Consider the following 26,755-nt stretch of genomic DNA (forward strand, 5'->3'; position numbering starts at 1 on the left):
ACCGCTAGAACGCGGACATGGCGCATTTGTTCATTTTCGGGCTCGGCTACACCGCGAAACGCATCGCGGAAAAGGTGACGGCGCTGGACTGGGACGTTTCCGCAACCGGCAGCGACGGCGATGTGCAATTCGCGGACGCCGATGCGGTGCGGGGCGCGCTCGGCAGAGCGACTCACGTTCTCTCCAGCGTGCCGCCCGATCGGGCCAGCGGCCTCGACCCGGCGCTCGCATCCTATGGCCGCGACTTCGGTCGGGCGTGGTACGGCTACCTTTCCTCCACCGGCGTCTACGGGGACGCGAACGGCGCGTGGGTGGACGAGGCCAGCCCGACCGGCACCGGACGACGCTCTGCCCGCAGCGAGGCGGACGCGAAGTGGCTGGAACTGGGCAGCAGGGTGTTCCGCCTGCCGGGGATTTACGGGCCGGGGCGCAGCGCGCTCGACCGGGTGCGAGCGGGCGAGGCGCGGCGGATCGATCTGCCGGGGCAGGTGTTCAGCCGCATCCATGTCGAGGATATTGCCAGCGGCGTGATCGCGGCGCTGACCAGCGATGCACCGCCCGGCGCTTACAACCTTTCCGACGATCTGCCCGCCAGCAACAATTGCGTGACGGAAGAGGCCTGCCGCCTGTTGGGGGTATCACCGCCGCCGATGCAGACGCTGGAGGAAGCGAACCTCAGCCCGATGGCGCGCGGCTTCTATGCGGAGAACCGCCGCGTCGCAAACACCAGGGCCAAGCGGGTGCTGGGCTGGAACCCGCGCTATCCGACCTATCGCGAAGGGCTCAGGAGCCTGCTTTGATCTGTTTGGCGCGCAGGGCGATGACCAGCCCGATGATGGCAAGGATCGCGCCTGCAACCGCGAGCGGAGTCCAACGGTAACCTTCGAACAGGGTGGAAATGACCATCGCGATCACCACCACCATCACGCCGTTGTAAGCGGCGCGGCCTGCGCCGAGCTGCCGCACCAGATTGTAGTAGAGCGGAAAGGTTACGACCGATCCTGCCAGCGCCAGCCATGCCGTGCCGAGCCAGAAGGCAGATGCTTTCGGGAAAATCGGAGGCCCTTCGAGCACGGCGGCGAGCGCCCCGTCGATCAGCGTGCCGTAGAGCATCGACCATGCCAGCAACGTCACAAGCGGCACCGACTTGCCGGTCGGATTGGCCTGGATAACATTGGCAATGGAGGCTGCCAGCATCGCCACCAGCGCCAGCACCGTGCCGAGTGCGACATTGCCGCCGAGCGGCGCCGCCTGCGCCTCATTGACCAGCAGGAGCGTGATCCCGGCGAGAGCGACGAAGCTGCCGAACATGAAGCGCCGGGTAATGTCTTCGCCCAGAAGCAATCGCCCCAGTATAGCATTGGGCACGAGCATCATGCCGATCAGCAGTGCGACGATGCCGGACGTCAGATGCTGTTCCGCATTGTAAACGAAGACGTAATTCCCGCAGAACTGGAACAGCCCCATCAATATCGCAAGGCGATGGGCGGCGGGGCTCATGGCCAGCTTATGACGCAGCACCATCGCAAGAACGAACATCGCCGGTGTCGCCAGCGCAAAGCGCCAGGTTACGGACCAGAGTGCGGTAGCCTGCGAAATCTGGGTCGTGATGACGAACCAGGTGCTGCCCCAGATCAGCGCCGTGACAAGGAACGGCACTGCAATGGCAGGGCGAAGCAGAGCGTGCGGAGGGGTTTCGCTCACAGCGATCCGATCGCCCGGCCGAGTGCCTGCGCCGCCTCGATCGGCGTGGCCCAGTTGGCGACGAAGCGGGCGGCATCGCTGCCCCAGTCGTAAAAGCCGAACCCCTGTTCACGAAGGCGCGCACGCTCCGCCGCGGTCAGGCGCATGAAGACCTCGTTCGCCTCGACCGGGTGCATCAGCCGTTCGCCAGCGTGCTGCGACAGGGCGGCGGCAGCGGCATTGGCAGCGCGCGCATTTTCCAGCCACAGGTCGCCATCCAGCATGGCGAGCAATTGCGCCGCGAGGTAGCGGCCCTTGCTCTGCAAATGCCCGGCGCGCTTTCGGCGGTAATGCGCGACATCGGCCAGCGCGCGGTCGAAGAAGACGATGGCTTCGGCGTTCATCGCGCCGTTCTTGACGCAGCCGAAGCTGAGCGCGTCCGCCGGACCGGCAGCAGCCGCGGGCGAGCAGCCGAGATGCGCCACCGCATTGCCGAAACGTGCGCCGTCTACGTGGAAGCCAAGGCCGCGTTCCCCTGCCAGCGCGCCTATCGCATCCAGTTCTTCCGGCAGATAGCAGCGCCCGTATTCGCTCGCCTGCGTCACGCTGATCGCGGCGGGCGGGACCTGGTGCACATCGTCACGGATCGGGTCGATGACCGCGCGCACCGCCTGCGGCGTGATCTTCGCGCCCTCGCCATCGGCCAGCAGCAGCTTGGCGCCGTGAAGGAAGAAGCCCGGCGCACCGCCTTCGTCCATCTCGATATGCGCTTCCCGGTGGCACACGACCGCGCCGTGCGGCGGCACCATGCTGGCGAGCGCAAGGCAGTTCGCCGCCGTCCCGGTCGCCACCCACAACACGGTGCATTCGCGCCCGAACAAGGTAGCGAAGGCATCGTCCAGCCGCCGCGACAGCGCATCGCCATCATACGGCGCGTCCACCGCGTCCGCATCGTGCATCGCCTGCCATAGGCGCGGATGCACCGGGGCTGCGTTGTCTGAAAGAAACTGGCGATCGGCGCTCATGCTGGAACGCCCTTAGCCATCGCGGCGTTGAGCGCAAGAAGGAGCGAAATTGCATGGCCGACGTCACCATCACTCATCACGTTCAGGGACAGGGCGGCAAGTATGTCGCCAATGTCGAGGGCGCGAGCGAGACCGGGTATCTGGAGTGGGAACCGCAGGGCGGCGACGATTCGGTGCGGGTCGCCACGCATACTGTGGTGCCGCGGCCCATCGGCGGCCAGGGCGTCGCCGGCAAGCTGGTCGATCGCCTGATTGCCGACGCGCGCGAACAGGGCTTCAAGATCGTGCCGCGCTGCTCCTACGTCGATGGCAAGTTCGACGAGCATCCCGACTGGGCGGATCTGCGCGCCTGACGCGCTATTGCGGCAGGTCCGAGAAATCGACTGCCGCAATCGTGTCCACCACGGCGGCGCGGATCGTCTCCGCTTCCTCCGGCAACGCTCCGGTAATGGCGAAGCTTCCGCCGGCGAGCCCGAAGTGAATGTCGCAATAGCCGAACAATCGTCCGAACGGGCCGCTCGTGATCTCCGCTGTTTGCAATTTCATGCGCGGCGCGATGGTGAGACGCGGCTTGAACCAGCCCGTGCGCGTGTACACCTGCGCCTCGTCGATGGCGTGACGGTGCCATGACCACGCGAGCGCATTGCCCGCCGCCATCAGAACAGCGACGCCGACCAGCGCGAGCGGCATCCAGGCAAATCCCACACCGCTGATCGACAAGCCCAGCGCGACGAGGCCGAGCACGGCGCCCAGCAGCACCGATTCGCTCAGCCAGCGCCAGATGTTCGGCCTTTGCCATTCGAGATCTTCGTCTGGTGGCATGATCTGCGCCTCCTGCGCGATCGGCCAGATTTCCGAGAGCTTCGCGAACGGAGCGACCGCGTGGCTCGAGGAGCCGGAAGTGTCCTGCGCCAGGCTGACGAACTTCAGGCCATGCCAGCCGAACATGCGCCGTATCCACCCACTGCCGACGATCGCGGCCTGTACCCGGTGGGCGGGCAGCACCACGTCGGTCAGCGTCGTCAGGCCGCGGCGGCGGCGAAAGCCCTTGGGCGTACGGTCGAGCCTGAAGCCCCATTCGCGCACCATCGTGCGCACGATTCCGGTCGCGATGCCCAGCAGGATCAATCCGCCCAGCCCCGTGACGAGCGAGGTCAGCGCAAAGGCCCAGTCAGCCGCGGCAAAGGCGCGGCGACTGCGGTCTTCGAGCATATCGTCCAGCCCGTCGAACGGGAGGCGGTCCCACGGGATAAGGAAATCGTACTGCTGCGCCACGCCGACCAGAACGGCGAGCACGACGAGCGAGAACTCGAACATCCCGAAGGTCGCGATCCTAGCGGGCGACATGGTGAAGATGGGCGCGTCCATCGCCACGTCCGGCATATTCTGAACCGAAGCGGCGCCAGCCGGCGCTGCGACGGTTTCCGCGTCGCGCCGGTCGCGAACGAGTTCGCGCATCCGCTCCCCCTCGCTGACGGTCAGCCATGCGAGCGCGATATCCTCGCCGCCGCCCGCGCCAGTTTCGAACTTGACCTCCGCCAGCCCGAAAACGCGCGCCAGCAACTTCTGTTCGAGGCTGACATCCTGGATCCGCTCGTACGGGACGGAACGTGCCTGTCGCGACAGGACGCCGCTCTCCACCCGGATGTCTTCGGCATTGATGGTGTAGGTCAGGCGATACCATTTGAGGAAGGAGCCGAGGCCCACCAGCGCCACCACGCCCAGCATGGCGAGGCCCGCCAGTCCACCGGTCAGACCCCAGTTGTCGCCACCGAACGCGATCGCGATGATCGGAACGATCGCATTGCTCGCGCCGCGCAGCGCGTTGACGAGCAGGCCCAGCGGGTGCGTCCGCTGGGGTTCGCCCGTCGCGTGTTCGTCCATCTCTGACATCGGCGTCAGAGCGTCTGGCGCTTGATATGGCCGCGGATAGCCTCGCGCATCGCAATGGCATCGTCGTGCCGCAAGCCGGGCTGGGCGACGGAGGCATTGTGATTGCCCGCCGTGTGCAGCACCAGCGTGGCCAGCCCGAAGGCGCGCTCCAGCGGACCCTGATGCACGTCGAGATGCTGGACCCGCCCGAACGGGACCACCGTATCGCTGCGAAACAGCAATCCGCGCACCGTCCGCAGCCGGTCGGTGCCCATTGTGTAACCGCGCGCATTGTAGCGCCGCAGCGGCAGGCGAAGGATCGTCCACCCCAGCAGCAGCGCCACGGGTACGATCACCACGCCCAGCGGCAACACCCCGGCGACCTCCGCAGCGATCGCGGCCGCGATCAGCGGCAGTGCCCAGAGCACCACAACCAGCCGCAGCATGTTCTTGTAACGCGGATCGACCGGCGTCAGCTCGGTATCTTCGGTGGGAGGGCTATCGCTCATGGTGCGTTAGATTAGCAACACACCGCTTCCCGACAAGCGAAATCGCGCTCGTCCAATGGAACTGTCGGGCAGAGAAACGATGGTGCTGCTGGGGAGGATTGAACTCCCGACCTCACCCTTACCAAGGGTGCGCTCTACCACTGAGCTACAGCAGCATCCGGATGGCCGGCTGCCTGTTGGCAACGCCTGCGGACGGGCGCGGCCTATTGTCGCGGGCGCCTGCAATGTCAAGCAATGCTTGAGCCGCAGCCGCTATGACGGCAAGAGATTTCGATAATGTCAAAACCCGAAGACAAAATGACGCGCGAGGAACGGCTGGCCGTCAAGCTGCGAGAGAACCTGCGGCGTCGCAAGGCTCAGGCCCGCGAATTGGGGGGCGCGGACAGTGCGACTCAACACCTTCCCAAAACCGGGCCCGAACGCTAGGGCGTCGCGCTCGCGACCAAACAGGAGGCCGACCCCTTGCCGACCCTCATCCTCGTCCGCCACGGCCAGAGCCAGTGGAACCTGGAAAACCGCTTCACCGGATGGTGGGACGTCGACCTGACCGACAAGGGCGTGGAGGAAGCGAGCGCGGCCGGTACGCTGCTTCGCGACAAGGGACTGCTCCCAACCGTTGCCTTCACCAGCCTGCAGACCCGCGCGATCCGCACGCTGCACCTCGCGCTTTACGAGGCGGGGCGGTTGTGGATTCCCGAAACCAAGGACTGGCGCCTGAACGAGCGGCATTATGGCGGTCTCACCGGCCTCGACAAGCAGCAGACGCGCGAGAAGCACGGTGACGAACAAGTGCATGTCTGGCGCCGCAGCTTCGACGTGCCGCCGCCCGAAATGGACGAAGGCAGCGAATTCGACCTGTCCGCCGATCCGCGCTACGCCGACATCACCGTGCCGCGCACCGAAAGCCTCAAGCTCACGATCGAGCGCGTGCTGCCATATTATCAGAGCGCCATCGTGCCGCAGCTGGAAGCGGGCGAGACGGTGATCGTCAGCGCCCACGGCAATTCGCTGCGCGCGCTGGTGAAGCACCTTTCCGGCATTTCGGACGAGGATATCACCGGCCTCGAGATTCCGACCGGCCAGCCGATCGTCTACGAGTTCGACGACGCGATGCAGCCGGGCGAACGCTACTACCTGAAGGACCGCTGACATGGCCGAGGGGGCCAAACAACAGGAAGCCACACCGGTTGCCATCGTCATGGGCAGCCAGTCCGACTGGTCGACCATGAAATGCGCGGCCGAAGCGCTGGAGGAACTGGGCGTCGCATACGAAGCGCGGATCGTCTCGGCCCACCGCACGCCCGACCGCCTGCACGAATTCGGCAAGCGCGCACATGAAGAAGGCTTCCAGGTCGTCATAGCTGGCGCGGGCGGAGCGGCACATCTGCCCGGCATGATCGCGGCACTCACCCATTTGCCCGTGCTGGGCGTGCCGGTGAAATCGAAGGCGTTGTCGGGCTGGGACAGCCTGCTCTCCATCGTGCAGATGCCCGCGGGTGTTCCGACCGGCACGCTGGCGATTGGCGAGGCGGGCGCGACCAATGCGGGCATCCTCGCCGCCTCGATCCTCGCGCTGAACGACCCCGCGCTGGCGCAGCGACTGGTGGATTATCGCCAGAAACGCACCGATGCGGTGGCGGAGCGTCCGGTCGACTGATGCTGGAGCCGGGCAGCACCATCGGCATCCTCGGCGGCGGCCAGCTGGGCCGGATGATGGCCCTTGCCTCCGCTCAGCTGGGCTACTCGTGCCATATCTTCGCGCCGGAGGAAGACAGCGTCGCGGCAGAGGTCGCCGCGCATTTCACCTGCGCCGACTGGCACGATGGCGATGCGCTCGCCCGCTTTGCCGGGACGTGCGACGTGATTACCTATGAATTCGAGAACGTGCCTGCCGCGCCGCTCGAACCGATTGCCGACAAGCTGTTTCCCACGGCCAACGCGCTCGGCTGGGCGCAGGACCGGCTTTCGGAAAAGCGCTTCGTTGCCTCGATGGGCGGCTCGCCTGCCCCTTTCGCCGAGGTCAATTCGCGCGACGACCTGGCGGCCGCCATGGCCCGGATCGGCACGCCCGGCATCCTTAAGACCTGCCGCGACGGATACGACGGCAAGGGCCAGTGGCGCTTTCGCAGCACGGAGGAAGCCGCCGCGCTCGCGCTGCCGCAGGCGGCGATGGTCTACGAAGGCTTCGTGGAGTTCGAGGCAGAGTTCTCCGTCATCCTCGTGCGCGGGCATGACGGCGAGATCCGCTTCTGGGATTCGACGCAGAACGACCACACCGGCGGAATGCTCGCCAGCTCCACCCTGCCCGCCTGCAATGCGATTCTCTCGCAGCTGAAGCCTGCCCGCGCACTCGCTTCGCAGGTGGCGGAACAGTTCGCCTATGTCGGTGTGCTGACGCTGGAATTCTTCGCCACGGCGGAGGGGCCGGTGTTCAACGAAATGGCGCCGCGCGTGCACAATTCCGGCCACTGGACGGTGGAGGGCGCGGTCACCAGCCAGTTCGAGAACCATATCCGCGCGATCTGCGGCCTGCCGCTGGGCGACACAGCCTCGATCGCGCCGCAGATGGTGATGCGAAACCTGATCGGAGACGATGTCGAACAGGCGGTCGAGCTGCTGCGCGATCCTGCCAACCACCTCCATCTTTATGGCAAGTCCGAAGTGCGCGAGGGGCGCAAGATGGGCCATGTCACTCGGCTCGGGCCGCCTGCGACCAACTGATGGCCCGCGACATCACCTGCATCTATGCCCGCGCAACCAATGGCGCGATTGGCAAGAACGGCCAGCTGCCCTGGCACATTTCCGATGATCTCAGGCGGTTCAAGGCGCTGACCATGGGCAAGCCGATGATCATGGGCCGCAAGACCTTCGAGAGCCTGCCCGGACTGCTGCCCGGCCGCCGCCACATCGTGCTCACCCGGCGCGAGCGCTGGGATTCGACCGGCGCCGAACTTGCCCGCTCGGTCGAGGAGGCGCTGGCGATGGCGGGCGACGGCGACATCTGCGTCGTCGGCGGGGCGGCAATCTACGACGTCTTCCTGCCCATCGCGACGCAGGTCGAGTTGACCGAAGTCCATGCCGAATTCGACGGTGATGTCTTCATGCCCCCGCTCGGCAGCGAATGGGAAGTCGTCGCGCGTGAAGACTGCGAGGCGGCGGGCGATACCCCCGCCTACAGCTTCGTCACCCTGCGCCGCTACCATGAAGAAGATGCCGCCTGATGCGCTGGCTCGATCATCGCGCGGCGCTGCCCGGCCCCTTGCGCGGCGCGATCATCGCGCTGGGGAATTTCGACGGCTTCCACCTCGGCCATCAGGCGGTGGCGGGGGAGGCGATTCGCTGGGCACACCAAGAAGGCCGCCCGAGCATCATCGCGACCTTCGATCCCCACCCCGTCCGCTTCTTCAAGCCCGATGTCCCGCCGTTCCGCCTCACCACGCTGGAACAGCGGCAGGAACTCTACCTCGCCGCCGGGGCGACCGCGATGCTGGTGTTCCACTTCGACGCCGAGTTGTCGGGCACCAGCGCGGAGGAATTCATTACCCGCATCCTCGTCGAACGGTTCGGCGCGCACGGCGTGGTGACGGGCGAGGATTTCACCTTTGGCAAGGGCGCGGCGGGCAATGTCGGGCTGTTGGGCGAACTCGGTGGCGGCATGGGCCTCGCCCACCGCACCGTGGCCCCCGTTATGGAAGGGGGCGAGGCTGTATCCTCCAGCCGGGTTCGTGCAGCGCTTCGCGACGGTGATCCCCGGGAAGCGGCACGATTGCTGACCCGCCCCTTCGCGGTGCGTGGCATCGTCGAGCATGGCGACAAGCGCGGGCGCACCATAGGCTACCCCACCGCGAACCTGACGCTGGAGCAATATCTGCGCCCGAAGTTCGGCATCTACGCCGTCACGGGCCGCATCCTCGCGACCGGGGAGCTGCTGAAAGGCGCGGCCAACGTGGGCGTGCGCCCCCAGTTCGAACCGCCCAAGGAGCTGCTCGAGCCCTACTTCTTCGACTTCTCCGGAGACCTTTACGGGCAGGAGATCGAAGTCGCCTTCCACCATTTCCTGCGGCCCGAAGCGAAGTTCGACGATCTCGATGCGCTGGTCACGCAGATGGACCGGGATTGCGAACAGGCGAAGGCGCTGCTCGCGTGAAGCGCTGGCTCTATCGTATCGGCTTCGTAGTCGCGCTCGCGTTCCTGCTGCTGACCTTCCTCAACGCCAGCTGGATCGCCGATGCGCCTGCGGGCAAGGTGAAGCTGGTGGCGCATCGGGCAATGGCGCAGCTGCCGGCCGACCCTGCTGCCGACGCGACATGCAATATCGCTGAGATCGAGCCGCTGCTCCACCGCTTCATTCCCGGCAGCGTCGCCGCGCTGGAGGAAGCCAAGGCGCGCGGCGCGGCGATGGTCGAGGTGGATGTGGCGCGCACCGCCGATAACCGCGTGGTCGCGTTCCCCGACGTGCCGCTCGAATGCCTGACCGATGGCGAGGGCGCGGTTTCCGACCTGACGCTGGCCGAACTGAAGGCGCTCGATGCAGGCTATCGCTACACGCCCGATGGGGGCAAGACCTACCCGCTGCGGGGCGAAGGCGTCGGCGCGATTGCGAGCATGGACGAACTTTTTGCGCGGGCCGAGCGCAAGCCGCTGATGTTCCGCCTGTCCGGCAGCGACCCTGCTCTGGCCGACGCGCTGGTAGCGGAACTGAAGGCCGCGCGACGCGACCCGGTGCGACGCAGCGATGGCTTCTTCGCGCCTGACGAAGCGGGGCCAGTCGCCCGGATGCGCGAATTGCTGCCCGAAGCCTGGGTGTTCAGCGCCGAGCGCGCCGCAGAATGCGATTCCGCTTATCGCGTGTGGGGCTGGATCGGCATCACGCCGTCGGCCTGTGAAGGCAACACGCTGATCGTCCCACTTGACGCGCAGGGCCTGCCCGGCTGGCCCAACCGCGCCATCGCGCGGATGGAGGATGTCGGCGCGCGCATCGTGATGGTTGCGCCCGGCGGCACGAGCGATCTCTCGGGCATCACTCTGCCCGAGCAACTGGGCGAAGTGCCCGCGAGCTACAACGGCTTCCTGTGGGTCGACGACATGTGGAGCATCAGCCCCGCGCTGTTCCCCTCCACCGACAAGCGCAGCGAGGCGCAGCTGGAGGCGGCACGCGCCGTCCATGCAGCGCGGCGCAACCGCTAAAGGGCAACGGGCTTTATCCGGTGGTCGCTTTGCTCTAACGGCGCTGCCAAAGCTGAATTGGGCATTATGAGCGACGCTGAACAAACCAAACGCGACTACCGCGACACCGTCTTCCTGCCGAAGACCGACTTTCCGATGAAGGCCGGCCTGCCGCAGAAGGAGCCGGCCATACAGGCGCGCTGGCAGGACATGGACCTGTACGCCAAGCTGCGCGAGGCACGCGCGGGGCGCGATAAGTTCATTTTCCACGACGGCCCACCCTACGCCAATGGCGACATGCACATCGGCCATGCGCTGAACCACACGCTGAAGGACATGGTCTGCCGCACGCAGAACCTGCTCGGCAAGGACGCGCCTTACGTTCCCGGCTGGGATTGCCACGGCCTGCCGATCGAGTGGAAGGTCGAGGAACAGTATCGCAAGAAGAAGCGCGACAAGAACGGGGTTCCGGCACGCGAATTCCGCGCCGAATGCCGCGCCTACGCCCAACACTGGGTCGACGTGCAACGCGAACAGCTGAAGCGCCTCGGCATCATGGCGGACTGGGACAATCCCTACCTCACCATGCAGTTCGACAGCGAAGCGACCATCGTTGCCGAGCTGATGAAGTTCGTGGAAAGCGGCAATCTCTACCGCGGATCGAAGCCGGTGATGTGGTCCCCGGTCGAGGAAACCGCGCTGGCCGAAGCCGAGGTCGAATACGAGGACATCACCTCGACCCAGATCGACGTGGCATTCGAAATTACCGAATCGCCAATCGAGGAACTGGTCGGCGCCCACGCGGTGATCTGGACGACCACGCCGTGGACGATCCCGGTCAATCAGGCTTTGGCTTATGGGCCGGAAATTGAGTATCGCCTTTGCCGAAAACGCGATGACGACGGTCGCCAATTCCTGATAGCGCTGGAGTTACTCGGTGCGGCGGAAGGTCGGATTGGCGCTCTTGTTCCAATGCGTGAGGTCAAAGGCTCCGACCTCGCCGGAACCGTCGCGCGCCACCCGATGCACCATCTCGGCGGGTTCTACGCCAAGCCGCGCCCCTTCCTACCGGGCGATTTCGTCACCACAGACAGCGGCACCGGCCTCGTCCACATGGCGCCCGATCATGGCGAGGACGATTTCGACCTGTGCAAGGCGCACGGCTTCACCCCGCAATTCGCGGTCCAGGACAACGGCCTCTACCGCGACGACTGGGAATGGCTGGGCGGCAACGACGATCGGCGCCGCAGCGTCATCAACAAGCCGTTCAATTCGCCCGAAGGCCCGATCTGTTCGGACCTGCGCGAAGCAGGCGCGCTGCTCGCCGCGAGCGAGGATTACCAGCATTCCTACCCGCATAGCTGGCGTTCCAAGGCCAAGGTCATCTTCCGCTGCACCCCGCAGTGGTTCGTGCCGATGGACCGCGAACTGGACGGCGGCGGCACTCTGCGTGAACGCGCGGTCACAGCCATCGCGGACACGCGCTTCATCCCGGAAAAGGGCCGCAACCGGCTCGGATCGATGGTGGAAGGGCGGCCCGACTGGGTGCTCTCCCGCCAGCGGGCATGGGGCGTGCCGATGACGATCTTCGTGCGGGCCGATGGCTCCTACCTTCAGGACGCCGCCGTGAATGCACGAGTTGTGGCGGCGGTGCGCGAAGAGGGCATCGATGCGTGGGACGAAAGCCGCAAGGCGGAATATCTCGGCCCCGATCACACGGCGGACGAATACGAGATGGTCACCGACATTCTCGACGTCTGGTTCGATTCGGGCAGCACCCATGCCTTCGTCCTCGAAAGCGGGCGCTGGCCGGACCTGCAATGGCCCGCCGATCTCTACCTCGAAGGCAGCGACCAGCATCGCGGCTGGTTCCAGGCGAGCCTGCTGGAAAGCTGCGCCACGCGCGGCCGCGCGCCCTTCGACACGCTGCTAACCCACGGCTTCACCATGGCGAGCGACGGACGCAAGATGTCCAAGAGCCTCGGCAACACGGTCGATCCGATCAAGGTGATGGAACAATACGGCGCGGACATCATCCGCCTGTGGGCGCTGAGCGTCGATTTCACCGAGGATCACCGCATCGGTGACGAAATCCTGAAGGGCGTCGGCGACCAGTATCGCAAGTTGCGCAATACCTTCCGCTATTTGCTCGGCGCGCTCGACGGTTTTATCGGCGACATGAGTGATACGGGCGAGATCCCGGAGCTGGAGGTCTACGCGCTCGCCCTGCTGGCCGAGCTCGACGACAAGCTGCGCCACGCGGCGGAGAATTACGACTTCAACGCCTACACCCGCCTGCTGGTCGATTTCGCGAACGAAGACCTCTCGGCCTTCTTCTTCGATATCCGCAAGGACAGCCTCTATTGCGACGGGCCGGAAAGCACGAAGCGCAATGCCTATCGCACCGTGCTCGACCTGATCTTCCACGCGCTGGTCCGCTACGCCGCGCCGGTGCTGGTCTACACCGCCGAGGAAGTGTGGCAGACGCGCTATCCCGCAGACGGCGAGCAGGGCGGCAGCGTTCATCTGCTCGAATGGCCGAGCGTCCCGCGCGTCGGAGCGGACATGGCCAAATGGGCGAAGCTGCGCGAATTGCGTGAACGGGTGACCGAGGCGATAGAGCCGCTGCGGCGCGAAAAGACCATCCGCTCCAGCAACGAAGCGCACGTCACCGTGCCCGCCTCGGCCGTGCCGGAAGGCTTCACGGACGAAGACCTCGCCGAACTGTTCATCACCGCGTCAGTCGTGCGTGGGCAGGGCGACGAGGTGACCGTGACCCGCTCCACCGACCACAAATGCGGCCGTTGCTGGCGCCTGCTTCCCGAAGTCGAGGAAGACGGCGAGCTGTGCGCGCGGTGCGAGGACGTGGTGGCATGAGCGGCGTGCTTACCCGCAACCGGCTGATCGGACTGGCGCTGGCCGCGCTGGTTTTCGTGATCGACCAGTGGGTCAAGAAGATCGTCGACGTCGATCTCGGCATGAAGCTGCACGAGACGATCGACCTGCTGCCGTTCTTCGACCTGACGCGGGTGCACAATTACGGCGTTTCGCTCGGAATGTTTCAGGCGACCAGCACGGAGATGCGCTGGGGCCTGATCCTCGTCACCGGGTTGATCGCGCTGGTCGTCTTGGTGTGGATGCTGCGCGAAAAGGCACGCGGCGACATCATTGGCCTCGGCCTGATCCTCGGCGGGGCGCTGGGCAATATCGTCGACCGGGTCAGCTATGGCTACGTGCTCGACTATGCCGATTTCCACATCGGGGAGCTGCGGCCCTTCATGATCTTCAACGTTGCCGACGCCGCCATAACCATCGGCGTGGTGATTATCCTTGCCCGATCGCTGTTCGTTCGCGAGAAGGACGGCAACCATGACCAACAGCGGGCCGACGCCGGCCTTGCGGAGAATTGATGATGCGTAAGACGATCCATCTCACCCTGCTGCTCGCCACGAGCGCGATGCTTTCCGCCTGCGGCTCGACCGGAATCCTGGGCCGCGAACGGCCGGACGAATTCGCCGTGCAGCGGCAGGCTCCGCTGGTGGTTCCGCCCGACTTCGAACTGGTCCCGCCCGCTCCCGGCGCGCCGCGCCCGTCCGAAGGTGCCGCATCCGACCAAGCGCTCGACGCACTGTTCGGCGGCCCGGCACAGCGCAGCGGCGTGGAAACCAGCGCGATCGATCGCGCGGGCGAAGCGGCCCCCGGCATCCGCAGCCAGGTCGGCGATGTCGCGACCAACACCGTCGCCAAGGGCGCGGTCACCCGCGACATCATCTCCGCCCCTGAAGGCGACGGTCAGTACGCCCGCGCTGCTGCCGGCGTCTGAACGACCTCAAGCGTTAAGTTTACCGCCGACGACAAACGTCGGTCCCTGCCTAGGGGACCGCGAGCGCAAGCGCGCGCTCGCCGAGGCCTCGCAGCGTAACGGAAAGGTCAGCGCCTGAGATCGAAGGGTCGAACCGCCCTTCGTAATTACGCGCTAATCCTCGGCCTCACCGACCAGCAGTTTGTCGATCCGACGCCCGTCCATGTCGACAATCTCGAAGCGCCAGCCTTGCTCGGTGAAGCTGTCGCCTTCCACCGGCAGTTCCTTGAGGACGTGCAACACGTAGCCGGCTGCGGTCGCGAATTCGCGCTGTTCGGGCAGGTCGATACCCAGCCGCTCGCCCAGAGCGTCTGCGGGCATGGCACCCGAGATCAGCAGCGTACCGTCGGCCCGTTCCGTCAGCATCGGGCCGTCGCCTTCGTCCTGGTGGCTGGCGAACGTTCCGACGAGCGCTTCGAGCAGGTCCGCGGGCGTCACGATCCCGTCGAGGTGTCCGTATTCGTCATGCACCATCGCCATGCCGACGCCCGATTCCTGCAAGTCCTCCAGCGCGTCCATGGCGTCGAGCTGGTCAGGCACGATGGCGGGCTTGTTCGCCAGCGCCCGAAGATCGACCGGCGTTCCGGCAAGCATGGCGGCAAGGACTTCGCGCACCTTGACCACGCCGATGACATTGTCGGGAGAGCCGTCCACCACGGGCAGCAGGGAGTGCGGGCTTTCCTCGATCGCGCGGCGGATTTCCGCTTCGTCCGACGCGACGTCGATCGAATCGATTTCCGTGCGCGGAGTCATCAACTCGCGCACCGGACGGTCGGCGAGTTTCATCACGCCCGAAAGCAGGGCGCGGCTTTCCTCCTCGATCGCACCGGTCCGGGTCGCTTCGGCGAAGATCATGTGCAGCTCTTCGGCGGAAAGCCCCTGTTCCCCCTTGGTGCGGATGCCCAGCAGATGGACCAGCGCCGACGAGCTGCGATTGAGCAGCCAGACGAAGGGTGCGGCGATGCGCGCCAGCAGGGCCATCGGGCGCGCCATGACGATGGCGATGGGCGGCGCCAGCCGCAGGGCCAGCTGCTTGGGGACAAGTTCGCCCACCACGAGGCTGAAATAGGTCGTCAGCACGATCGCGAGCACGAAGCCGCCGATTTCGCCGTATTCGGGGGGAAGACCCAGCCAGACCAGCCGTTCGCCCAGCGGTCCTCCGAGGCTCGCTCCGGAATATGCGCCCGCAATGATACCGATCAGCGTGATGCCGATCTGCACGGTGGACAGGAACTTGCCGGGATCCGCCGCCAGCGCCAGCGCCGTGTTCGCCGCGCCGCTGCCCTTGTCGGCCTCCATCCGCAACTGCGCGGTCCGCGCAGAAACGATCGCGAGTTCGGACATGGCAAAGACCCCGTTGAGCAGGATCAAGCCGGCGATGATGACGATATCGGTCCAGGGAAACGGTGCCACGCCCTGGCGCTAGCAGATCGTGCGGCGCTCGCGAAGGAAAGAGTGCTTTCCGCGAAAAGTAGACTTTATTGATCTCGGGACAGTCTCGTTCGGGAACAGGCAGCCCCGCAGCGGCGTTGTGGGACATAACTGCATTGATGCGGGCGCAAGCCGCTGCCCGAAGCAATAAATAAAACGAATGGTCTAGGAGGACCCCCACATGAAACGCACTTTGATGACTGGTATCGCCATGATTTCGCTGGCCGGCATGACCACTGCCTGCGTCACCGATCCCAACACCGGCGAACAGAAGATCGCACGCACCGGCATCGGCGCAGTGGTCGGCGGTACGCTCGGCTACCTGCTTGGCGACGTGGTTGGCGGCAAGACCGCACGCATCGTCGGCGCGGGCATCGGCGGCACGGCCGGTGCCGTGATCGGCAAGCAGTTCGACAACCAGATCAAGGAACTGGACGAACAGACTGCCGGCTCGGGCGTCGATGTGGAAGAACTCGGCGACCAGGAAGCCATCCTCGTCCGTCTGCCGGACGGCGTGACCTTCGCCACCGGTTCCGCGACGATCAACGCTGGCTTCCAGACCACGCTCGACACGGTCGCGCAGAGCCTGATCAAGTATCCCAACAGCCTGATCGACGTGTACGGCTTCACCGACACGACCGGTTCCACCGCGCTCAACCAGCAGCTTTCGGTGCAGCGCGCTGAAGCCGTTGCCAACTACCTGGTATCGCGCGGCGTCTCGCGCGCCCGCATCGCGACGCAGGGCTATGGCGAGCAGTACGAATATCTGCGCGTGAAGACCGGCGACAACATCAACGAGCCGCTGAACCGCCGCGTGGAAATCAAGATCACGCCGATCAGCCAGGAAGACGTGAACGCTGCCCGCTGATTTCGCAGCGAACGACGAATGAAAAGGGGCGTCCCTGCGGGGGCGCCCCTTCTTGCATCTAGAGCGGCGGTTTGTTCGCCTGCGCCGTCGCTGCGCGCTCCGCCAGATGCGCGACGGCGGCAGGATGAATGCCCGGTGCGCTGACCAACAGGCCCAGCATCCGCGGATCGCGCTTATTGTAGCTGAGCGGCGCACCCAGCGCATCGGAAACGGACGCCCCCGCCTCGCGCGCGATCAGCGTGGCCGCCGCGATGTCCCACTCGTAGCCCCAGCGCAACGTGGCGACGATGTCCGCCTCTGCCGCCGCCACCTTGGCGATGCGAAGGGCGATCGAGTTGGGCTTGTCCACCATGGCGAGGATGCGGTCGGCAGCCGGAAGCGAGTCGGCGGGAACGCGCGCGCCAGCCAGCTCATCCCGCTTCGCCACCCGCAGCCTCGCACCGTCGCGCGTGGCGCCCTGCCCTGCCGTCGCCTGCCAGAACTCGCCCGCGACCGGCGCGAACAGCATCCCGATCAGCGGGCGCCGCTCGCTCACAAGCGCGACCGAAATGGCCCAGCCGGGGCGGCCGCGCAGATAGTCGCGCGTCCCGTCGATCGGATCGACCGACCAGCACAGCCCGCGCTCCAGCCGCGCGGTCGAATCCGCCGTCTCTTCGGAAAGCCATCCCGCCGCCGGCAGCAGCGCGGCGAGTTCGCGCTTGAGGAAGGCGTCGACTTCCAGATCCGCCTCGCACACCGGGCTGCCCGGAGACTTCTCCCAGTTTGCCACCGTATGCCCATCGCCCGGCCAGCGCGAGAGCGCCATTCGACCGGCTTCGCGGACGATGGATTCGAGGCGTTTCTGGTCGATCATGCTCGCCCCGGCCCATGCGCGCCGCCGCGGCACTTTTCAAGCGCGGCAGGGTATGCCAAGGCGCAGCGCGAAACCCTCTTCTTCGAATCTTGCAAGCGAAAGCGACGACGCGATGAACCTTCACGAATACCAGGCCAAGGAACTGCTCGCGAAATACGGTATCGGCATCCCCGCCGGCCACCCTGCCATGTCGGTCGAAGAAGCCGTCGAAGGCGCCAAACAGCTTCCCGGCCCGCTCTATGTCGTGAAGGCGCAGATCCATGCCGGCGGCCGTGGCAAGGGCAAGTTCGCGGAGCTTGGCGCCGACGCCAAGGGCGGCGTCCGCCTCGCCAAGTCGATCGACGACGTGAAGAAGGATGCCGAGGAAATGCTCGGCAACACCCTCGTCACAATCCAGACGGGCGATGCGGGCAAGCAGGTCAACCGCCTCTACGTCACCGATGGCGTCGATATCGAATCCGAATATTACCTCTCGCTGCTGGTCGATCGCGCCACCGGACGGCTCGCCATGATCGTGTCGACCGAAGGCGGCATGGATATCGAGGACGTGGCGCACAACACGCCCGAAAAGATCACCACCATCACCATCGACCCGGCAACCGGCTTCATGCCGCATCACGGCCGTGCCGTGGCCTTTGCGCTGAAGCTTTCGGGCGACCTCAACAAGCAGGCGCAGAAGCTTTCGAAGCAGCTCTACGACGCTTTCATCGATCTCGACTGCGAAATGCTCGAGATCAATCCGCTGGTGGAAACCAAGGATGGCAAGCTGCTGGTGCTCGACACCAAGATGAGCATCGATGGCAATGCGCTCTATCGCCACAAGGACGTCGAGGCGATGCGCGACGAGACCGAGGAAGACCCGGCGGAAGTCGAAGCGAGCGAATACGACCTCGCCTACATCAAGCTGGATGGCAACATCGGCTGCATGGTCAACGGCGCGGGCCTCGCCATGGCGACGATGGACATCATCAAGCTGAACGGCGCGTTCCCGGCCAACTTCCTCGACGTTGGCGGCGGCGCCACGACCGAGAAGGTGACGGCGGCGTTCAAGATCATCCTGAAGGACCCGGCGGTGGAAGGCATCCTCGTCAACATCTTCGGCGGGATCATGAAATGCGATGTAATTGCCGACGGCATCGTGCAAGCGGCGAAGGACGTGAACCTCTCAGTCCCGCTGGTCGTCCGCCTCGAAGGCACCAATGTCGAGAAGGGCAAGGACATCCTGGCCAATTCCGGCCTGCCGATCGTCCCTGCCGACGACCTTGGCGACGCCGCGCGCAAGATCGTGGCCGAGGTCAAGAAGGCCGCCTGATCGCGATGCCGCCCCGCGGCAAACCGCTGGCATGATTTTTGAGGGGTGCGGCGCTCGACAGAGCTCCGTACCCCTTTTTCAGTTGCGGCACCAAAAGCCGGTTGACCTCGCCCCTTCGGAACGCAAGGGAGAGGGCCGGATTGAGAGAGTATGGACTCGCCCCACAACTTGACGTTTACGTAAACGCAAGGTAGCAGGGCGCCAACGGAACGCGACTGGAAGGAAAGCCGATGAAAATCCTCGTCCCCGTCAAGCGGGTGATCGACTACAACGTGAAGCCGCGGGTCAAGGCCGACGGCTCGGGCATCGATCTCGCCAACGTCAAGATGAGCATGAACCCGTTCGACGAAATCGCCGTCGAGGAAGCCATCCGCCTGAAGGAAGCGGGCAAGGCAGAGGAAATCATCGCCGTATCCGTCGGCCCGGCCAAGGCGCAGGAAACGCTGCGCACCGCTCTCGCCATGGGCGCCGATCGCGCGATCCTGGTGGAAACGGACGACGTGGTCGAACCGCTCGCCGTCGCCAAGATCCTGAAGGCGATCGCCGAAGAAGAGCAGCCCGGCCTCGTCATTCTGGGCAAGCAGGCGATCGACGACGACGCCAACCAGACCGGCCAGATGCTCGCCGCGCTGATGGGCCGTCCGCAGGGCACCTTCGCGAACACCGTCTCGATCGATGGCGACTACGTTACCGTTAAGCGCGAAATCGACGGCGGTCTGGAAACGGTCAAGCTCGCGATGCCTGCCATCGTCACCACCGACCTTCGCCTGAACGAGCCGCGCTACGCCTCGCTGCCCAACATCATGAAGGCAAAGAGCAAGCCGCTCGCCATGAAGACGCCCGCCGACTTCGGTGTCGATACCACGGCGCGCCTGACCACGACCCATGTGGCAGAACCGACGGTTCGCCAGGCGGGCGAGAAGGTCGCGGACGTCGACGCTCTGGTGGCGAAGATCAAGGCGCTCGGGATCGCGTAAGCGGCCGCGTGCTCAAGGAAGGATAGACGAAATGAACACTCTCGTTTGGGTCGAACACGACAATGCCTCGGTCAAGGACGCGACGCTTGCGGCCGTCACCGCGGCGGCCAAGCTGGGCGACGTAACCGCGCTGGTCGCGGGCCATGACTGCGGCGGCGCTGCAGAAGCGGCAGCGAAGATCGCGGGCGTTTCCAAGGTGCTGAAGGCGGACGACGCGGCATACGGCCATGGCCTTGCCGAAAACGTCGCGCCGCTGGTTGCGGGCCTGATGGACGGCTACGACGCCTTCGTCGCGCCGGCCACCACCACCGGCAAGAACATCGCGCCGCGCGTCGCCGCGCTGCTGGACGTGATGCAGATCTCGGACATTCTCTCTGTCGAAGGCGACAAGACCTTCACCCGTCCGATCTACGCCGGCAATGCCATCGCGACGGTCGAAAGCTCCGATGCAAAGCTGGTGATCACCGTGCGCGGGACGGCTTTCGACAAGGCGGAACCGGAAGGCGGCTCGGCATCGATCGAAGACGCTTCGGGTCCGGGTGATGCAGGTCTTTCCAGCTTCGAAGGCGCGGAAATCGCCAAGAGCGAGCGACCCGAACTGACCAGCGCCAAGGTCATCGTGTCCGGTGGCCGGGCGCTGAAGGATGCCGAGACTTTCCAGGAATACATCATCCCGCTGGCGGACAAGCTCGACGCGGGAGTCGGCGCATCGCGCGCGGCGGTCGATGCGGGCTACGTCCCCAACGACTACCAGGTCGGCCAGACCGGCAAGATCGTCGCGCCGGAAGTCTACATTGCCATCGGCATTTCGGGCGCGATCCAGCACCTTGCGGGCATGAAGGATTCCAAGACCATCATCGCCATCAACAAGGACGAAGACGCGCCGATTTTCCAGGTCGCGGACATCGGCCTGGTCGGCGATCTGTTCAAGATCGTGCCGGAATTGACCGAGAAGCTCTGAGCCGAAGTCGTCAAATCGTAATTTCGAAGGCCCCGGACGAAGGTTCGGGGCCTTTTTCTTGCTCTTGCCGAACGAATTGCAGTCGATAGACTACAAGTCATGAAGATCAGGTTTCTTTCGCTTGGTGCCGCTCTGGCCGCACTGACCATCACCGCGCCGGCCAGCGCGGAGCCGCTGGAACTTTCGCCCAGTTCGAACTGGCGTCTCGAGTTCGCGGAGGACAATTGCATGCTCTTCCGCGTATTTGGTGAGGGGGACAACAAGCATATCCTGTTCTTCCGGCAGACCTATCCTTCCGAATTGGCTGGCCTGATCATGGCCGGTCCGGGTTTCGCGCAATTCAACAAGGGCCGCGATGTCATCCTGTCCATGGGCGATGCTGATCCGAGCCGGAAAACGCGCCCTTCCCTTGGCACGTTCAACGATTACGGCGCAGCACTGATCTTCAGTTCGGTTGCCTTGATCGAACACGAGCGAGGCGAAAATCCCTGGCAGGGCACGACGCTGCCCGCATTCGACAAGGCCGACGCAGAGCGGATCGACTTTATCACCGCAAAGCAAGGCTCGCGCGAAGTCATCCTGCGAACGGGCACGCTCGGCCCGGCAATCGCCGCGCTCAACACCTGCACGCAGGATCTCGTGCGGGCCTGGGGGCTCGACCTGGAACGGCATCTCACGGTCACGCGCTACGCCCAGCCAAAAGACCTTGCCAAAATCACAGGGGAAATCGTCGAACGTTATCCGAGAACCGCTCTGCGAGCAGGAGAGCAGGCGACCTTGGACATGCGCGTAATGGTCGAGGCTGACGGCAGCGTCAGCGACTGCGTGTTGCAGGTCCACGGCCGCATCGATTATCACCAGTCAACTGCCTGCGACGAGATGCGCAAGGCGGAATTCGAACCTGCAATCGATGCGGATGGACAGCCCATGAGGTCGTATTACTTGACCAGCATTCTCTACCAAGGTATTTAGCAACCTATTCGGGTGCCGAACGTTCGAACAGGACAACGTCATCGCCATCGGCCAACGTCGTCCGGCGTGTTTCGGCAAAACCCAGTTTGTGCGCCACGTTGATCGACCCGGCATTTTCCGGCGCGATCATGCACACCGTCGCAAGGCCGTGTTCGGCATCGAACCAGTCGTAGACTGCGCGCATCGCCTCGCTGGCGTAGCCCTTGCCCGCGGCCTCGGCGGCCAGGATCCAGCCCGCCTCCGCACGATTGTCGAAATCCTCGCCCAGCCCGCGCCAGCTGTGGAAGATGCCGCAATTGCCGAGCAACCTTGCCCGACCTTTTTCGCGCAGCATCAGCATGCCGTAACCGAATATCGGCCAGCTTCCCGCATTGCGCTGGAAACGGGTGAAGTGTTCTGCCGGATCGCTCGTGTTTCCGAGAAACCTGCCGGTGACAGGGTTCTGCATGATGGCGAACATTTCCGCGATGTCGCTCGCGACCGGCTTCCACAATTCAAGCCGTTCGGTCGTAAGGAAAGCCTGCGCGCCTGTCATACCACCACTGTCAGCGTGTGGATGGTCAGGCCGACCAGCCCGCCGACCAGCGTCCCGTTGACGCGGATGAATTGCAGGTCGCGCCCGACCGCGCCCTCGATCCGGTCCGTGACGGTGCGCGCATCCCAGCGGCGCACGGTTTCCGAAACGAGTCGCACAATCTGCCCGCCGTAGCGGCTCGATATGCCGACTGCGGTGCGGCGGGCGAAGCGGTTGATCATCGATTGCAGGCGCGTATCGGCCTGCAACGTCTTGCCGAGTTCAGAAAGGCTTTCCCCGATCTGCCCGCCAAGCATACCCTGGGGATTGCGCGCAGCTTCCAGCATACCCTTGCGCAGCCGCTCCCACACGCCCTGCCACCATTCGGCGAGAGCGGGATTTTCGATCAGTTCGAGCTTGAGCCGCTCCACCTTCGCGCGGGTTTCTACGTCATGCACGAGATCGTGCGCCAGCTTGTCCAGCGCCTCCTGCGCCTTTGCTCGCAAGGGGTGGTTCGGCATCACCAGCGTCTCGGCCAGCAGCTTGTAGAGCCCGTCGAGCACCGAATTGGCGAGCCGTTCGTCGAGACCCGTCCAGCGCACCAGCGCGTTGGCGCGGGCGTGGATGATGTCGCGCACGAGGTCTTCGTTGTCCTCCAGCGTCAGCGCGGCCCAGCGGATGAAGCTGTCGAGCAGCGGCAAATGACGGTTGTCGGCTATCGCGGCACTGAGCATCCGGCCGAGCAACGGCGCGACTTCCAGCTTTGCGAGTTGCGCCTTCAGCCCGGCCCGGACCTGCCCGCCCATGTGTTCCGGGTCGAGCGATTCGAGAATATCGGCGAAGAGCTGGCTCGCCCCGCTGCGGATGCGCGTTCCCGCCTCGCGCGCAGGGTCTGTCAGGAACTCGCCTGCGGCAGCGGCGAGGTTCATGTTGTGCATCCGGCGAGCCACGACCTGCGGCGTCAGGAAGTTTTCCTGCAGAAAAGCCGCCATCGTGTCGGCGATGCGGTCCTTGTTCTCCGGAATGATGGCAGTGTGCGGGATCGGGAGGCCAAGCGGGCGGCGGAACAGCGCGGTCACGGCGAACCAGTCAGCGAGGCCACCGACCATGGCAGCCTCGGCGAAGGCTTCCGCGAAGCCCCAGGCGGGATGCACCTCGGCAAAGCGCCGGGCGATGAAGAACAGCACCGCCATCGCCAGCAGCAGGCCCGTGGCAACGATGCGCATACGTCGCGCGCGGTCTGCCAAAAGGGGATTGGCGGTGATAGCTGCCGCTCCGCTGGGGAGGCGCCCCTTCACTCGGCCGGTTCGACGCTGCCCGCGATCGGGCGATTTTCATCACCCGGCCTGTAGGTGAGCATCCGCTCGCGCATCCACGGTCCGATCCGCCGCTCGAAACTGTCGGCCAGGCTGAAGCCCGCCGGCACGATCAGCAGCGTGAGCAGGGTGGAGACGATCAAGCCGCCGATCACCACCGTACCCATCGGAGCGCGCCATGCGCCGTCGCCCGAAAGCGAAATTGCGGTCGGCACCATGCCCGCGGTCATGGCCACCGTGGTCATAACGATCGGCTGCGCGCGCTTGTGCCCGGCATCCATGATCGCATCGAACTTGTTCGCGCCATGCGCCATGGCCTCGATCGCGAAGTCGATCAGCAGGATCGAGTTCTTCGACACGATGCCGAGCAGCATGAGAATGCCGATCAGCACTGGCATGGAAATCGGCTGCCCCACCATCCAGACCAGCAAGATACCGCCCAGCGGCGCCAGCGCGAGCGAGCACATGTTCACCAGCGGGCTCATCAGCCGCTTGTAGAGCAGCACGAGCACCGCGAAGACCAGCAGGATGCCGGCGACCAGCGCGACCTGGAAATTGACCACCAGTTCGGCCTGCGCCTGTTCCTGACCCACCTGGTCGCGAATGACGCCCTGCGGCAGTTCGGCAAGCGCGGGGAGCGCGTTGATTTGCTCCATCGCATTGCCCTGCAGTACGCCGGCAGCAAGGTCCGCGCCGATCAGAACGCGACGGTTCTGGTTGTACCGTTCGATCGCGGTCGGACCGGCACCGAAGGTAATGTCGGCCACACGGCCCAGCGGCACGGATCCGCCGCTAGAGGTGGGCACCGGCAGGTTCTCGATCGTCGCGATGTCCTCGCGCGAGCTCTTCGACAGCCTGACGCGGATCGGCACCTGCCTGTCCGAGAGCGAAAACTTGGCGGCATTCTGGTCGATTTCGCCAATGGTCGCGATGCGGATTGCCTGGCTGATCGCGACGGTCGTGACGCCAAGGCTTGCGGCAAGCTCCTCACGCGGGCGGATGATCAGCTCTGGGCGCGATAGATCGGCGCTGACGCGCGGCGCGACCAGCGTGTCGAGTTCGCGCATCTGGTCCACCAGCGTATTGGCGGTTGCGTTGAGAACTTCGGGATCGGACCCGGCCAGCATGATCGAGATGTCGCGTCCGGTACCGCCGCCGCCGCCGTTCTGCGACTGGAAGCGGACGCGCGCGTCCGGGATCTGCGCCATCACCGGCGCCAGTGCGCGCGTGTATTCGATCGAGGTCCGCTCGCGATCCGGCTTTAGCCCGATGTAGATCGTCGCTTCGCCTTCGCGAATACGTTCGAGCGCGCGTTCCGTCTCCTGCTGCTCCCACAGGATGTTCGCGACGCGGCGAGATACCCGCTCGGTCGTTTCCAGCGAGGTGCCGGGCGTCATCTCGATCTCGACCCGCGCGCCATCGTCGTTGATGTCGGGCTGGAACTGGAACGGAGTGTTGGTGAAGAGCAGGACTGTCAGCAGGAAGGCGAAATAGCCGATGCCCAGCATCCACACGCGATGATCGAAGAAGCGTGCCGCCAGATAGCGCCAAGTCTGGTGCAATCGCTGTCCGAATGCGCGTGTCGCAAAGGACAGGAGCAGGAACAGCAACACGATGCCAGCGAAGCCGGCCGCCAGAACGATGCCCAGCTTGACGATCGATAGCACCTTCTCGGCGAAGGCCGCGACGAACGGCCGGTCCGGGCCGGTGTCGATCAGGCCATCGGGGAAGCCGAGCGACGAGAGTGCGGAAAACGCCCCGAAGACCACCCCGCCGGACACCGCGAGGATGAGTATCAGCGTGACGATCGTGGCGATGATGTAAAGCCAACGCCGTTTCGGACCGGGCAGGTCCGCGCGCCGCTGCGCCATGTTGGAGCGGTCGAGCGTCCAGTTCAGCAACGCCATGTAGCGGTCCATCATCGGGCCTTCGCCGTGTTCGGCATGGCCCTTCGCCTTCAGGAAATAGGCCGCGACCATCGGCGTTATCAGACGTGCGACGGCAAGGCTCATCAGCACGGAGACGACGACCGTAATGCCGAAGTTGCGGAAGAACTGGCCCGAGATGCCCGGCATAAGGCCAACCGGCAGGAACACGGCAACGATGCAGAAGGACGTCGCGACGACGGCAAGGCCGATTTCGTCGGCCGCGTCGATACTGGCCTGATAGGCCGTCTTGCCCATGCGCATATGGCGCACGATGTTCTCGATCTCCACGATCGCATCGTCGACCAGCACCCCGGCCACCAGGCCGAGGGCGAGCAGCGACAGGAAGTTCAAATTGAACCCCAGCAGGTCCATGAACCAGAACGTCGGAATGGCGGACAGCGGAATGGCAATTGCCGAGATGACGGTCGCGCGCCAGTCGCGCAGGAAGAAGAACACCACGACCACGGCGAGAATGGCGCCTTCGATCATCGCGGCGATGGAGCTTTCGTACTGGCCTTCGGTATAGCGGACGGAATCGGTCAGCGGGATGAAGCGGACGCCTGGATTCTCGGCTTCCAGGGCGGTAATGACTTCCTGCACCTGCTCCCACACCGTCACGTCGGACGCGCCGCGTGCGCGCGACATGGCGAAGTTCACCACCTCGCGGTCGCGCAAGCGGCTGATCGAGGTCTTTTCCGAATAGCCATCGCGCACGGTGGCAATCTCGGCGAGGCGGACGGTGCGCCCTCCGCCCAGCTGGATCTGCCGGTTCGCCAGTTCGAAGGCGCTGTCGGTGTTGCCGAGCACGCGCACCGACTGCACCGTCCCGCCGACCTCGGCTTCGCCGCCGGCAGCATCGACGTTCGCCTGTCGCAGGATGCCATTGATCTGGCTCGCGGTGATGCCGAGCGCCTGCATGCGCGCGAGATCCAGCGTCACCACGATTTCGCGATCGACTCCGCCGAAGCGATTGACCTCCGCCATGCCCTCGATCGCGAGCATTCGCTTGGCCACGGTATCGTCGATGAACCAGCTGAGCTGTTCGATCGTCATGTCGTTGGCTTCGATGGCGTAAATGCCCAGGAAACCGCCGCCGTTGACTTCGACCTTCTGGACGCGGGGTTCCAAAATCCCTTCGGGGAGGCCGCCGCGCGCCTGTGCGATGGCGTTGGTGACCTCGTTCACGGCATCGTTGACCTCGATGCCCACTTCGAATTCCACGAAGGTCTGGGAGTAGCCCTCTCCCGCGGTCGAAACGATGTTCTTCACCCCGTTGATGGAGCGGACCGCAGACTCGACGTTCTGCGTGATCTGGTTCTCGATCTCGGTCGGCGCGGCGCCGGGCTGCGAGATATTGACGATGACCGAAGGCAGGTCGATGTCCGGCGTGTTGACCACGTCCATCCGGATGAAGCTGAGCAGGCCCGCCAGCAGCAGCGCCGTGAACATCACCAGGGGGATGACGGGGTTGCGGATCGACCAGGCAGAGATGTTGTTGAGGTTCAT

The 26,755-nt window shown here is 65.0% G+C and carries 25 protein-coding genes and 1 tRNA gene; 16 read left to right on the top strand and 10 right to left on the bottom strand.

Features of this window, described 5'->3' with window-relative positions; genetic code table 11:
• Nucleotides 1-17: 17 nt before the first annotated feature.
• Nucleotides 18-800 carry a Rossmann-fold NAD(P)-binding domain-containing protein gene (locus ACXYN8_RS12425; RefSeq protein WP_458889771.1) on the top strand — a complete coding sequence of 261 codons (783 nt, stop codon included), beginning with the start codon at nucleotides 18-20 and terminating at the stop codon, nucleotides 798-800.
• Here ACXYN8_RS12425 and ACXYN8_RS12430 read toward each other — a convergent pair.
• Together ACXYN8_RS12430 and ACXYN8_RS12435 are read right to left on the bottom strand one after the other, a co-directional pair.
• On the bottom strand, nucleotides 784-1,704 hold the full coding sequence (locus tag ACXYN8_RS12430) for a DMT family transporter (protein ID WP_458889772.1): 921 nt from the start codon (nucleotides 1,702-1,704) through the stop codon (nucleotides 784-786). The two genes, ACXYN8_RS12425 and ACXYN8_RS12430, sit on opposite strands and share 17 nt — an antisense overlap.
• Nucleotides 1,701-2,708: a threonine aldolase family protein gene (locus ACXYN8_RS12435; protein ID WP_458889773.1), complete on the bottom strand. Its 1,008-nt coding sequence runs from the start codon at nucleotides 2,706-2,708 to the stop codon at nucleotides 1,701-1,703. The genes ACXYN8_RS12430 and ACXYN8_RS12435 overlap by 4 nt, the downstream gene beginning before the upstream one ends.
• Before the next feature lie 53 nt (nucleotides 2,709-2,761).
• Here ACXYN8_RS12435 and ACXYN8_RS12440 point away from each other — a divergent pair, with 53 nt between their 5' ends.
• Complete coding sequence (locus ACXYN8_RS12440) at nucleotides 2,762-3,061, top strand: GNAT family N-acetyltransferase (protein ID WP_458889774.1); 300 nt, start codon at nucleotides 2,762-2,764, stop codon at nucleotides 3,059-3,061.
• Between the two features lie 4 nt (nucleotides 3,062-3,065).
• On the opposite strand, the gene ACXYN8_RS12445 is transcribed toward ACXYN8_RS12440, so the two are convergent.
• From ACXYN8_RS12445 to ACXYN8_RS12455, 3 genes are all read right to left on the bottom strand, one after another.
• Nucleotides 3,066-4,601, bottom strand: coding sequence for a PH domain-containing protein (locus tag ACXYN8_RS12445; protein ID WP_458889775.1), 1,536 nt, complete (start codon nucleotides 4,599-4,601; stop codon nucleotides 3,066-3,068).
• A gap of 5 nt (nucleotides 4,602-4,606) precedes the next feature.
• Nucleotides 4,607-5,089, bottom strand: coding sequence for a PH domain-containing protein (locus tag ACXYN8_RS12450; protein WP_458889776.1), 483 nt, complete (start codon nucleotides 5,087-5,089; stop codon nucleotides 4,607-4,609).
• An 80-nt stretch (nucleotides 5,090-5,169) separates the two neighbouring features.
• A tRNA-Thr gene (locus ACXYN8_RS12455) sits at nucleotides 5,170-5,244 on the bottom strand.
• A 307-nt stretch (nucleotides 5,245-5,551) separates the two neighbouring features.
• Between ACXYN8_RS12455 and gpmA the strand changes: the two genes are divergently transcribed.
• The 9 genes from gpmA (at nucleotide 5,552) to ACXYN8_RS12500 (ending at nucleotide 14,078) form a co-directional block, all read left to right on the top strand.
• On the top strand, nucleotides 5,552-6,238 hold the full coding sequence (gpmA, locus tag ACXYN8_RS12460) for a 2,3-diphosphoglycerate-dependent phosphoglycerate mutase (protein WP_458889777.1): 687 nt from the start codon (nucleotides 5,552-5,554) through the stop codon (nucleotides 6,236-6,238).
• A 1-nt stretch (nucleotide 6,239) separates the two neighbouring features.
• The gene (gene purE / locus ACXYN8_RS12465; protein WP_458889778.1) at nucleotides 6,240-6,746 is read left to right on the top strand and encodes a 5-(carboxyamino)imidazole ribonucleotide mutase; all 507 of its coding nucleotides are present in this window, start codon (nucleotides 6,240-6,242) and stop codon (nucleotides 6,744-6,746) included.
• Nucleotides 6,746-7,810, top strand: coding sequence for a 5-(carboxyamino)imidazole ribonucleotide synthase (locus ACXYN8_RS12470; protein WP_458889779.1), 1,065 nt, complete (start codon nucleotides 6,746-6,748; stop codon nucleotides 7,808-7,810). The genes purE and ACXYN8_RS12470 overlap by 1 nt, the downstream gene beginning before the upstream one ends.
• Nucleotides 7,810-8,310, top strand: a complete 501-nt coding sequence (locus ACXYN8_RS12475; RefSeq protein ID WP_458889780.1) for a dihydrofolate reductase — start codon at nucleotides 7,810-7,812, stop codon at nucleotides 8,308-8,310. The genes ACXYN8_RS12470 and ACXYN8_RS12475 overlap by 1 nt, the downstream gene beginning before the upstream one ends.
• A complete protein-coding gene (locus ACXYN8_RS12480) occupies nucleotides 8,310-9,236 on the top strand; it encodes a bifunctional riboflavin kinase/FAD synthetase (RefSeq protein ID WP_458889781.1) in 927 nt (308 codons plus the stop codon). The genes ACXYN8_RS12475 and ACXYN8_RS12480 overlap by 1 nt, the downstream gene beginning before the upstream one ends.
• The gene (locus tag ACXYN8_RS12485) at nucleotides 9,233-10,276 is read left to right on the top strand and encodes a glycerophosphodiester phosphodiesterase family protein (RefSeq protein ID WP_458889782.1); all 1,044 of its coding nucleotides are present in this window, start codon (nucleotides 9,233-9,235) and stop codon (nucleotides 10,274-10,276) included. Before ACXYN8_RS12480 ends, ACXYN8_RS12485 begins: the two co-directional genes overlap by 4 nt.
• A gap of 66 nt (nucleotides 10,277-10,342) precedes the next feature.
• Nucleotides 10,343-13,132, top strand: coding sequence for an isoleucine--tRNA ligase (ileS, locus tag ACXYN8_RS12490; RefSeq protein ID WP_458889783.1), 2,790 nt, complete (start codon nucleotides 10,343-10,345; stop codon nucleotides 13,130-13,132).
• A complete protein-coding gene (gene lspA / locus ACXYN8_RS12495) occupies nucleotides 13,129-13,665 on the top strand; it encodes a signal peptidase II (RefSeq protein WP_458889784.1) in 537 nt (178 codons plus the stop codon). The genes ileS and lspA overlap by 4 nt, the downstream gene beginning before the upstream one ends.
• A 2-nt stretch (nucleotides 13,666-13,667) precedes the next feature.
• Nucleotides 13,668-14,078, top strand: coding sequence for a DUF3035 domain-containing protein (locus ACXYN8_RS12500; RefSeq protein WP_458889935.1), 411 nt, complete (start codon nucleotides 13,668-13,670; stop codon nucleotides 14,076-14,078).
• Between the two features lie 153 nt (nucleotides 14,079-14,231).
• On the opposite strand, the gene ACXYN8_RS12505 is transcribed toward ACXYN8_RS12500, so the two are convergent.
• Entirely contained in the window at nucleotides 14,232-15,530 is a 1,299-nt protein-coding gene (locus tag ACXYN8_RS12505; protein WP_458889785.1) for a hemolysin family protein, read from the bottom strand.
• 199 nt (nucleotides 15,531-15,729) lie between these two features.
• Between ACXYN8_RS12505 and ACXYN8_RS12510 the strand changes: the two genes are divergently transcribed.
• Complete coding sequence (locus ACXYN8_RS12510) at nucleotides 15,730-16,416, top strand: OmpA family protein (protein WP_458889786.1); 687 nt, start codon at nucleotides 15,730-15,732, stop codon at nucleotides 16,414-16,416.
• Between the two features lie 58 nt (nucleotides 16,417-16,474).
• Here ACXYN8_RS12510 and ACXYN8_RS12515 read toward each other — a convergent pair whose 3' ends face one another.
• On the bottom strand, nucleotides 16,475-17,269 hold the full coding sequence (locus ACXYN8_RS12515) for a 3'(2'),5'-bisphosphate nucleotidase CysQ (RefSeq protein WP_458889787.1): 795 nt from the start codon (nucleotides 17,267-17,269) through the stop codon (nucleotides 16,475-16,477).
• 112 nt (nucleotides 17,270-17,381) lie between these two features.
• On the opposite strand from ACXYN8_RS12515, the gene sucC reads away from it, so the two are divergent.
• The 4 genes from sucC (at nucleotide 17,382) to ACXYN8_RS12535 (ending at nucleotide 21,491) form a co-directional block, all read left to right on the top strand.
• A complete protein-coding gene (gene sucC, locus ACXYN8_RS12520) occupies nucleotides 17,382-18,581 on the top strand; it encodes an ADP-forming succinate--CoA ligase subunit beta (RefSeq protein ID WP_458889788.1) in 1,200 nt (399 codons plus the stop codon).
• 230 nt (nucleotides 18,582-18,811) lie between these two features.
• On the top strand, nucleotides 18,812-19,558 hold the full coding sequence (locus tag ACXYN8_RS12525) for an electron transfer flavoprotein subunit beta/FixA family protein (protein ID WP_458889789.1): 747 nt from the start codon (nucleotides 18,812-18,814) through the stop codon (nucleotides 19,556-19,558).
• Between the two features lie 31 nt (nucleotides 19,559-19,589).
• Nucleotides 19,590-20,519 (top strand): electron transfer flavoprotein subunit alpha/FixB family protein, encoded by a 930-nt coding sequence (locus ACXYN8_RS12530; protein WP_458889790.1) that lies wholly within the window; start codon nucleotides 19,590-19,592, stop codon nucleotides 20,517-20,519.
• A 99-nt stretch (nucleotides 20,520-20,618) separates the two neighbouring features.
• Complete coding sequence (locus ACXYN8_RS12535; protein WP_458889791.1) at nucleotides 20,619-21,491, top strand: energy transducer TonB; 873 nt, start codon at nucleotides 20,619-20,621, stop codon at nucleotides 21,489-21,491.
• Nucleotides 21,492-21,495: 4 nt separating this feature from the next.
• Here ACXYN8_RS12535 and ACXYN8_RS12540 read toward each other — a convergent pair whose 3' ends face one another.
• The 3 genes from ACXYN8_RS12540 to ACXYN8_RS12550 all read right to left on the bottom strand — a co-directional run bounded on the left by ACXYN8_RS12540 (nucleotide 21,496) and on the right by ACXYN8_RS12550 (nucleotide 26,755).
• The gene (locus ACXYN8_RS12540) at nucleotides 21,496-22,026 is read right to left on the bottom strand and encodes a GNAT family N-acetyltransferase (protein ID WP_458889792.1); all 531 of its coding nucleotides are present in this window, start codon (nucleotides 22,024-22,026) and stop codon (nucleotides 21,496-21,498) included.
• Entirely contained in the window at nucleotides 22,023-23,231 is a 1,209-nt protein-coding gene (locus ACXYN8_RS12545; protein ID WP_458889936.1) for a DUF445 domain-containing protein, read from the bottom strand. Before ACXYN8_RS12545 ends, ACXYN8_RS12540 begins: the two co-directional genes overlap by 4 nt.
• A gap of 68 nt (nucleotides 23,232-23,299) precedes the next feature.
• Entirely contained in the window at nucleotides 23,300-26,755 is a 3,456-nt protein-coding gene (locus ACXYN8_RS12550; RefSeq protein ID WP_458889793.1) for an efflux RND transporter permease subunit, read from the bottom strand.

The organism is Altererythrobacter sp. CAU 1778, from assembly GCF_054482795.1.

Coding starts and splice junctions, on each gene's coding strand:
- ACXYN8_RS12425 (WP_458889771.1), top strand. CDS start 18: ATGGCGCATTTGTTCATTTTCGGGCTCGGCTACACCGCGAAACGCATC.
- ACXYN8_RS12435 (WP_458889773.1), bottom strand. CDS start 2,708: ATGAGCGCCGATCGCCAGTTTCTTTCAGACAACGCAGCCCCGGTGCAT.
- ACXYN8_RS12440 (WP_458889774.1), top strand. CDS start 2,762: ATGGCCGACGTCACCATCACTCATCACGTTCAGGGACAGGGCGGCAAG.
- ACXYN8_RS12445 (WP_458889775.1), bottom strand. CDS start 4,601: ATGTCAGAGATGGACGAACACGCGACGGGCGAACCCCAGCGGACGCAC.
- ACXYN8_RS12450 (WP_458889776.1), bottom strand. CDS start 5,089: ATGAGCGATAGCCCTCCCACCGAAGATACCGAGCTGACGCCGGTCGAT.
- purE (WP_458889778.1), top strand. CDS start 6,240: ATGGCCGAGGGGGCCAAACAACAGGAAGCCACACCGGTTGCCATCGTC.
- ACXYN8_RS12470 (WP_458889779.1), top strand. CDS start 6,746: ATGCTGGAGCCGGGCAGCACCATCGGCATCCTCGGCGGCGGCCAGCTG.
- ACXYN8_RS12475 (WP_458889780.1), top strand. CDS start 7,810: ATGGCCCGCGACATCACCTGCATCTATGCCCGCGCAACCAATGGCGCG.
- ACXYN8_RS12480 (WP_458889781.1), top strand. CDS start 8,310: ATGCGCTGGCTCGATCATCGCGCGGCGCTGCCCGGCCCCTTGCGCGGC.
- ileS (WP_458889783.1), top strand. CDS start 10,343: ATGAGCGACGCTGAACAAACCAAACGCGACTACCGCGACACCGTCTTC.
- lspA (WP_458889784.1), top strand. CDS start 13,129: ATGAGCGGCGTGCTTACCCGCAACCGGCTGATCGGACTGGCGCTGGCC.
- ACXYN8_RS12500 (WP_458889935.1), top strand. CDS start 13,668: ATGCGTAAGACGATCCATCTCACCCTGCTGCTCGCCACGAGCGCGATG.
- ACXYN8_RS12510 (WP_458889786.1), top strand. CDS start 15,730: ATGAAACGCACTTTGATGACTGGTATCGCCATGATTTCGCTGGCCGGC.
- ACXYN8_RS12515 (WP_458889787.1), bottom strand. CDS start 17,269: ATGATCGACCAGAAACGCCTCGAATCCATCGTCCGCGAAGCCGGTCGA.
- sucC (WP_458889788.1), top strand. CDS start 17,382: ATGAACCTTCACGAATACCAGGCCAAGGAACTGCTCGCGAAATACGGT.
- ACXYN8_RS12525 (WP_458889789.1), top strand. CDS start 18,812: ATGAAAATCCTCGTCCCCGTCAAGCGGGTGATCGACTACAACGTGAAG.
- ACXYN8_RS12530 (WP_458889790.1), top strand. CDS start 19,590: ATGAACACTCTCGTTTGGGTCGAACACGACAATGCCTCGGTCAAGGAC.
- ACXYN8_RS12535 (WP_458889791.1), top strand. CDS start 20,619: ATGAAGATCAGGTTTCTTTCGCTTGGTGCCGCTCTGGCCGCACTGACC.
- ACXYN8_RS12540 (WP_458889792.1), bottom strand. CDS start 22,026: ATGACAGGCGCGCAGGCTTTCCTTACGACCGAACGGCTTGAATTGTGG.
- ACXYN8_RS12545 (WP_458889936.1), bottom strand. CDS start 23,231: ATGCGCATCGTTGCCACGGGCCTGCTGCTGGCGATGGCGGTGCTGTTC.
- ACXYN8_RS12550 (WP_458889793.1), bottom strand. CDS start 26,755: ATGAACCTCAACAACATCTCTGCCTGGTCGATCCGCAACCCCGTCATC.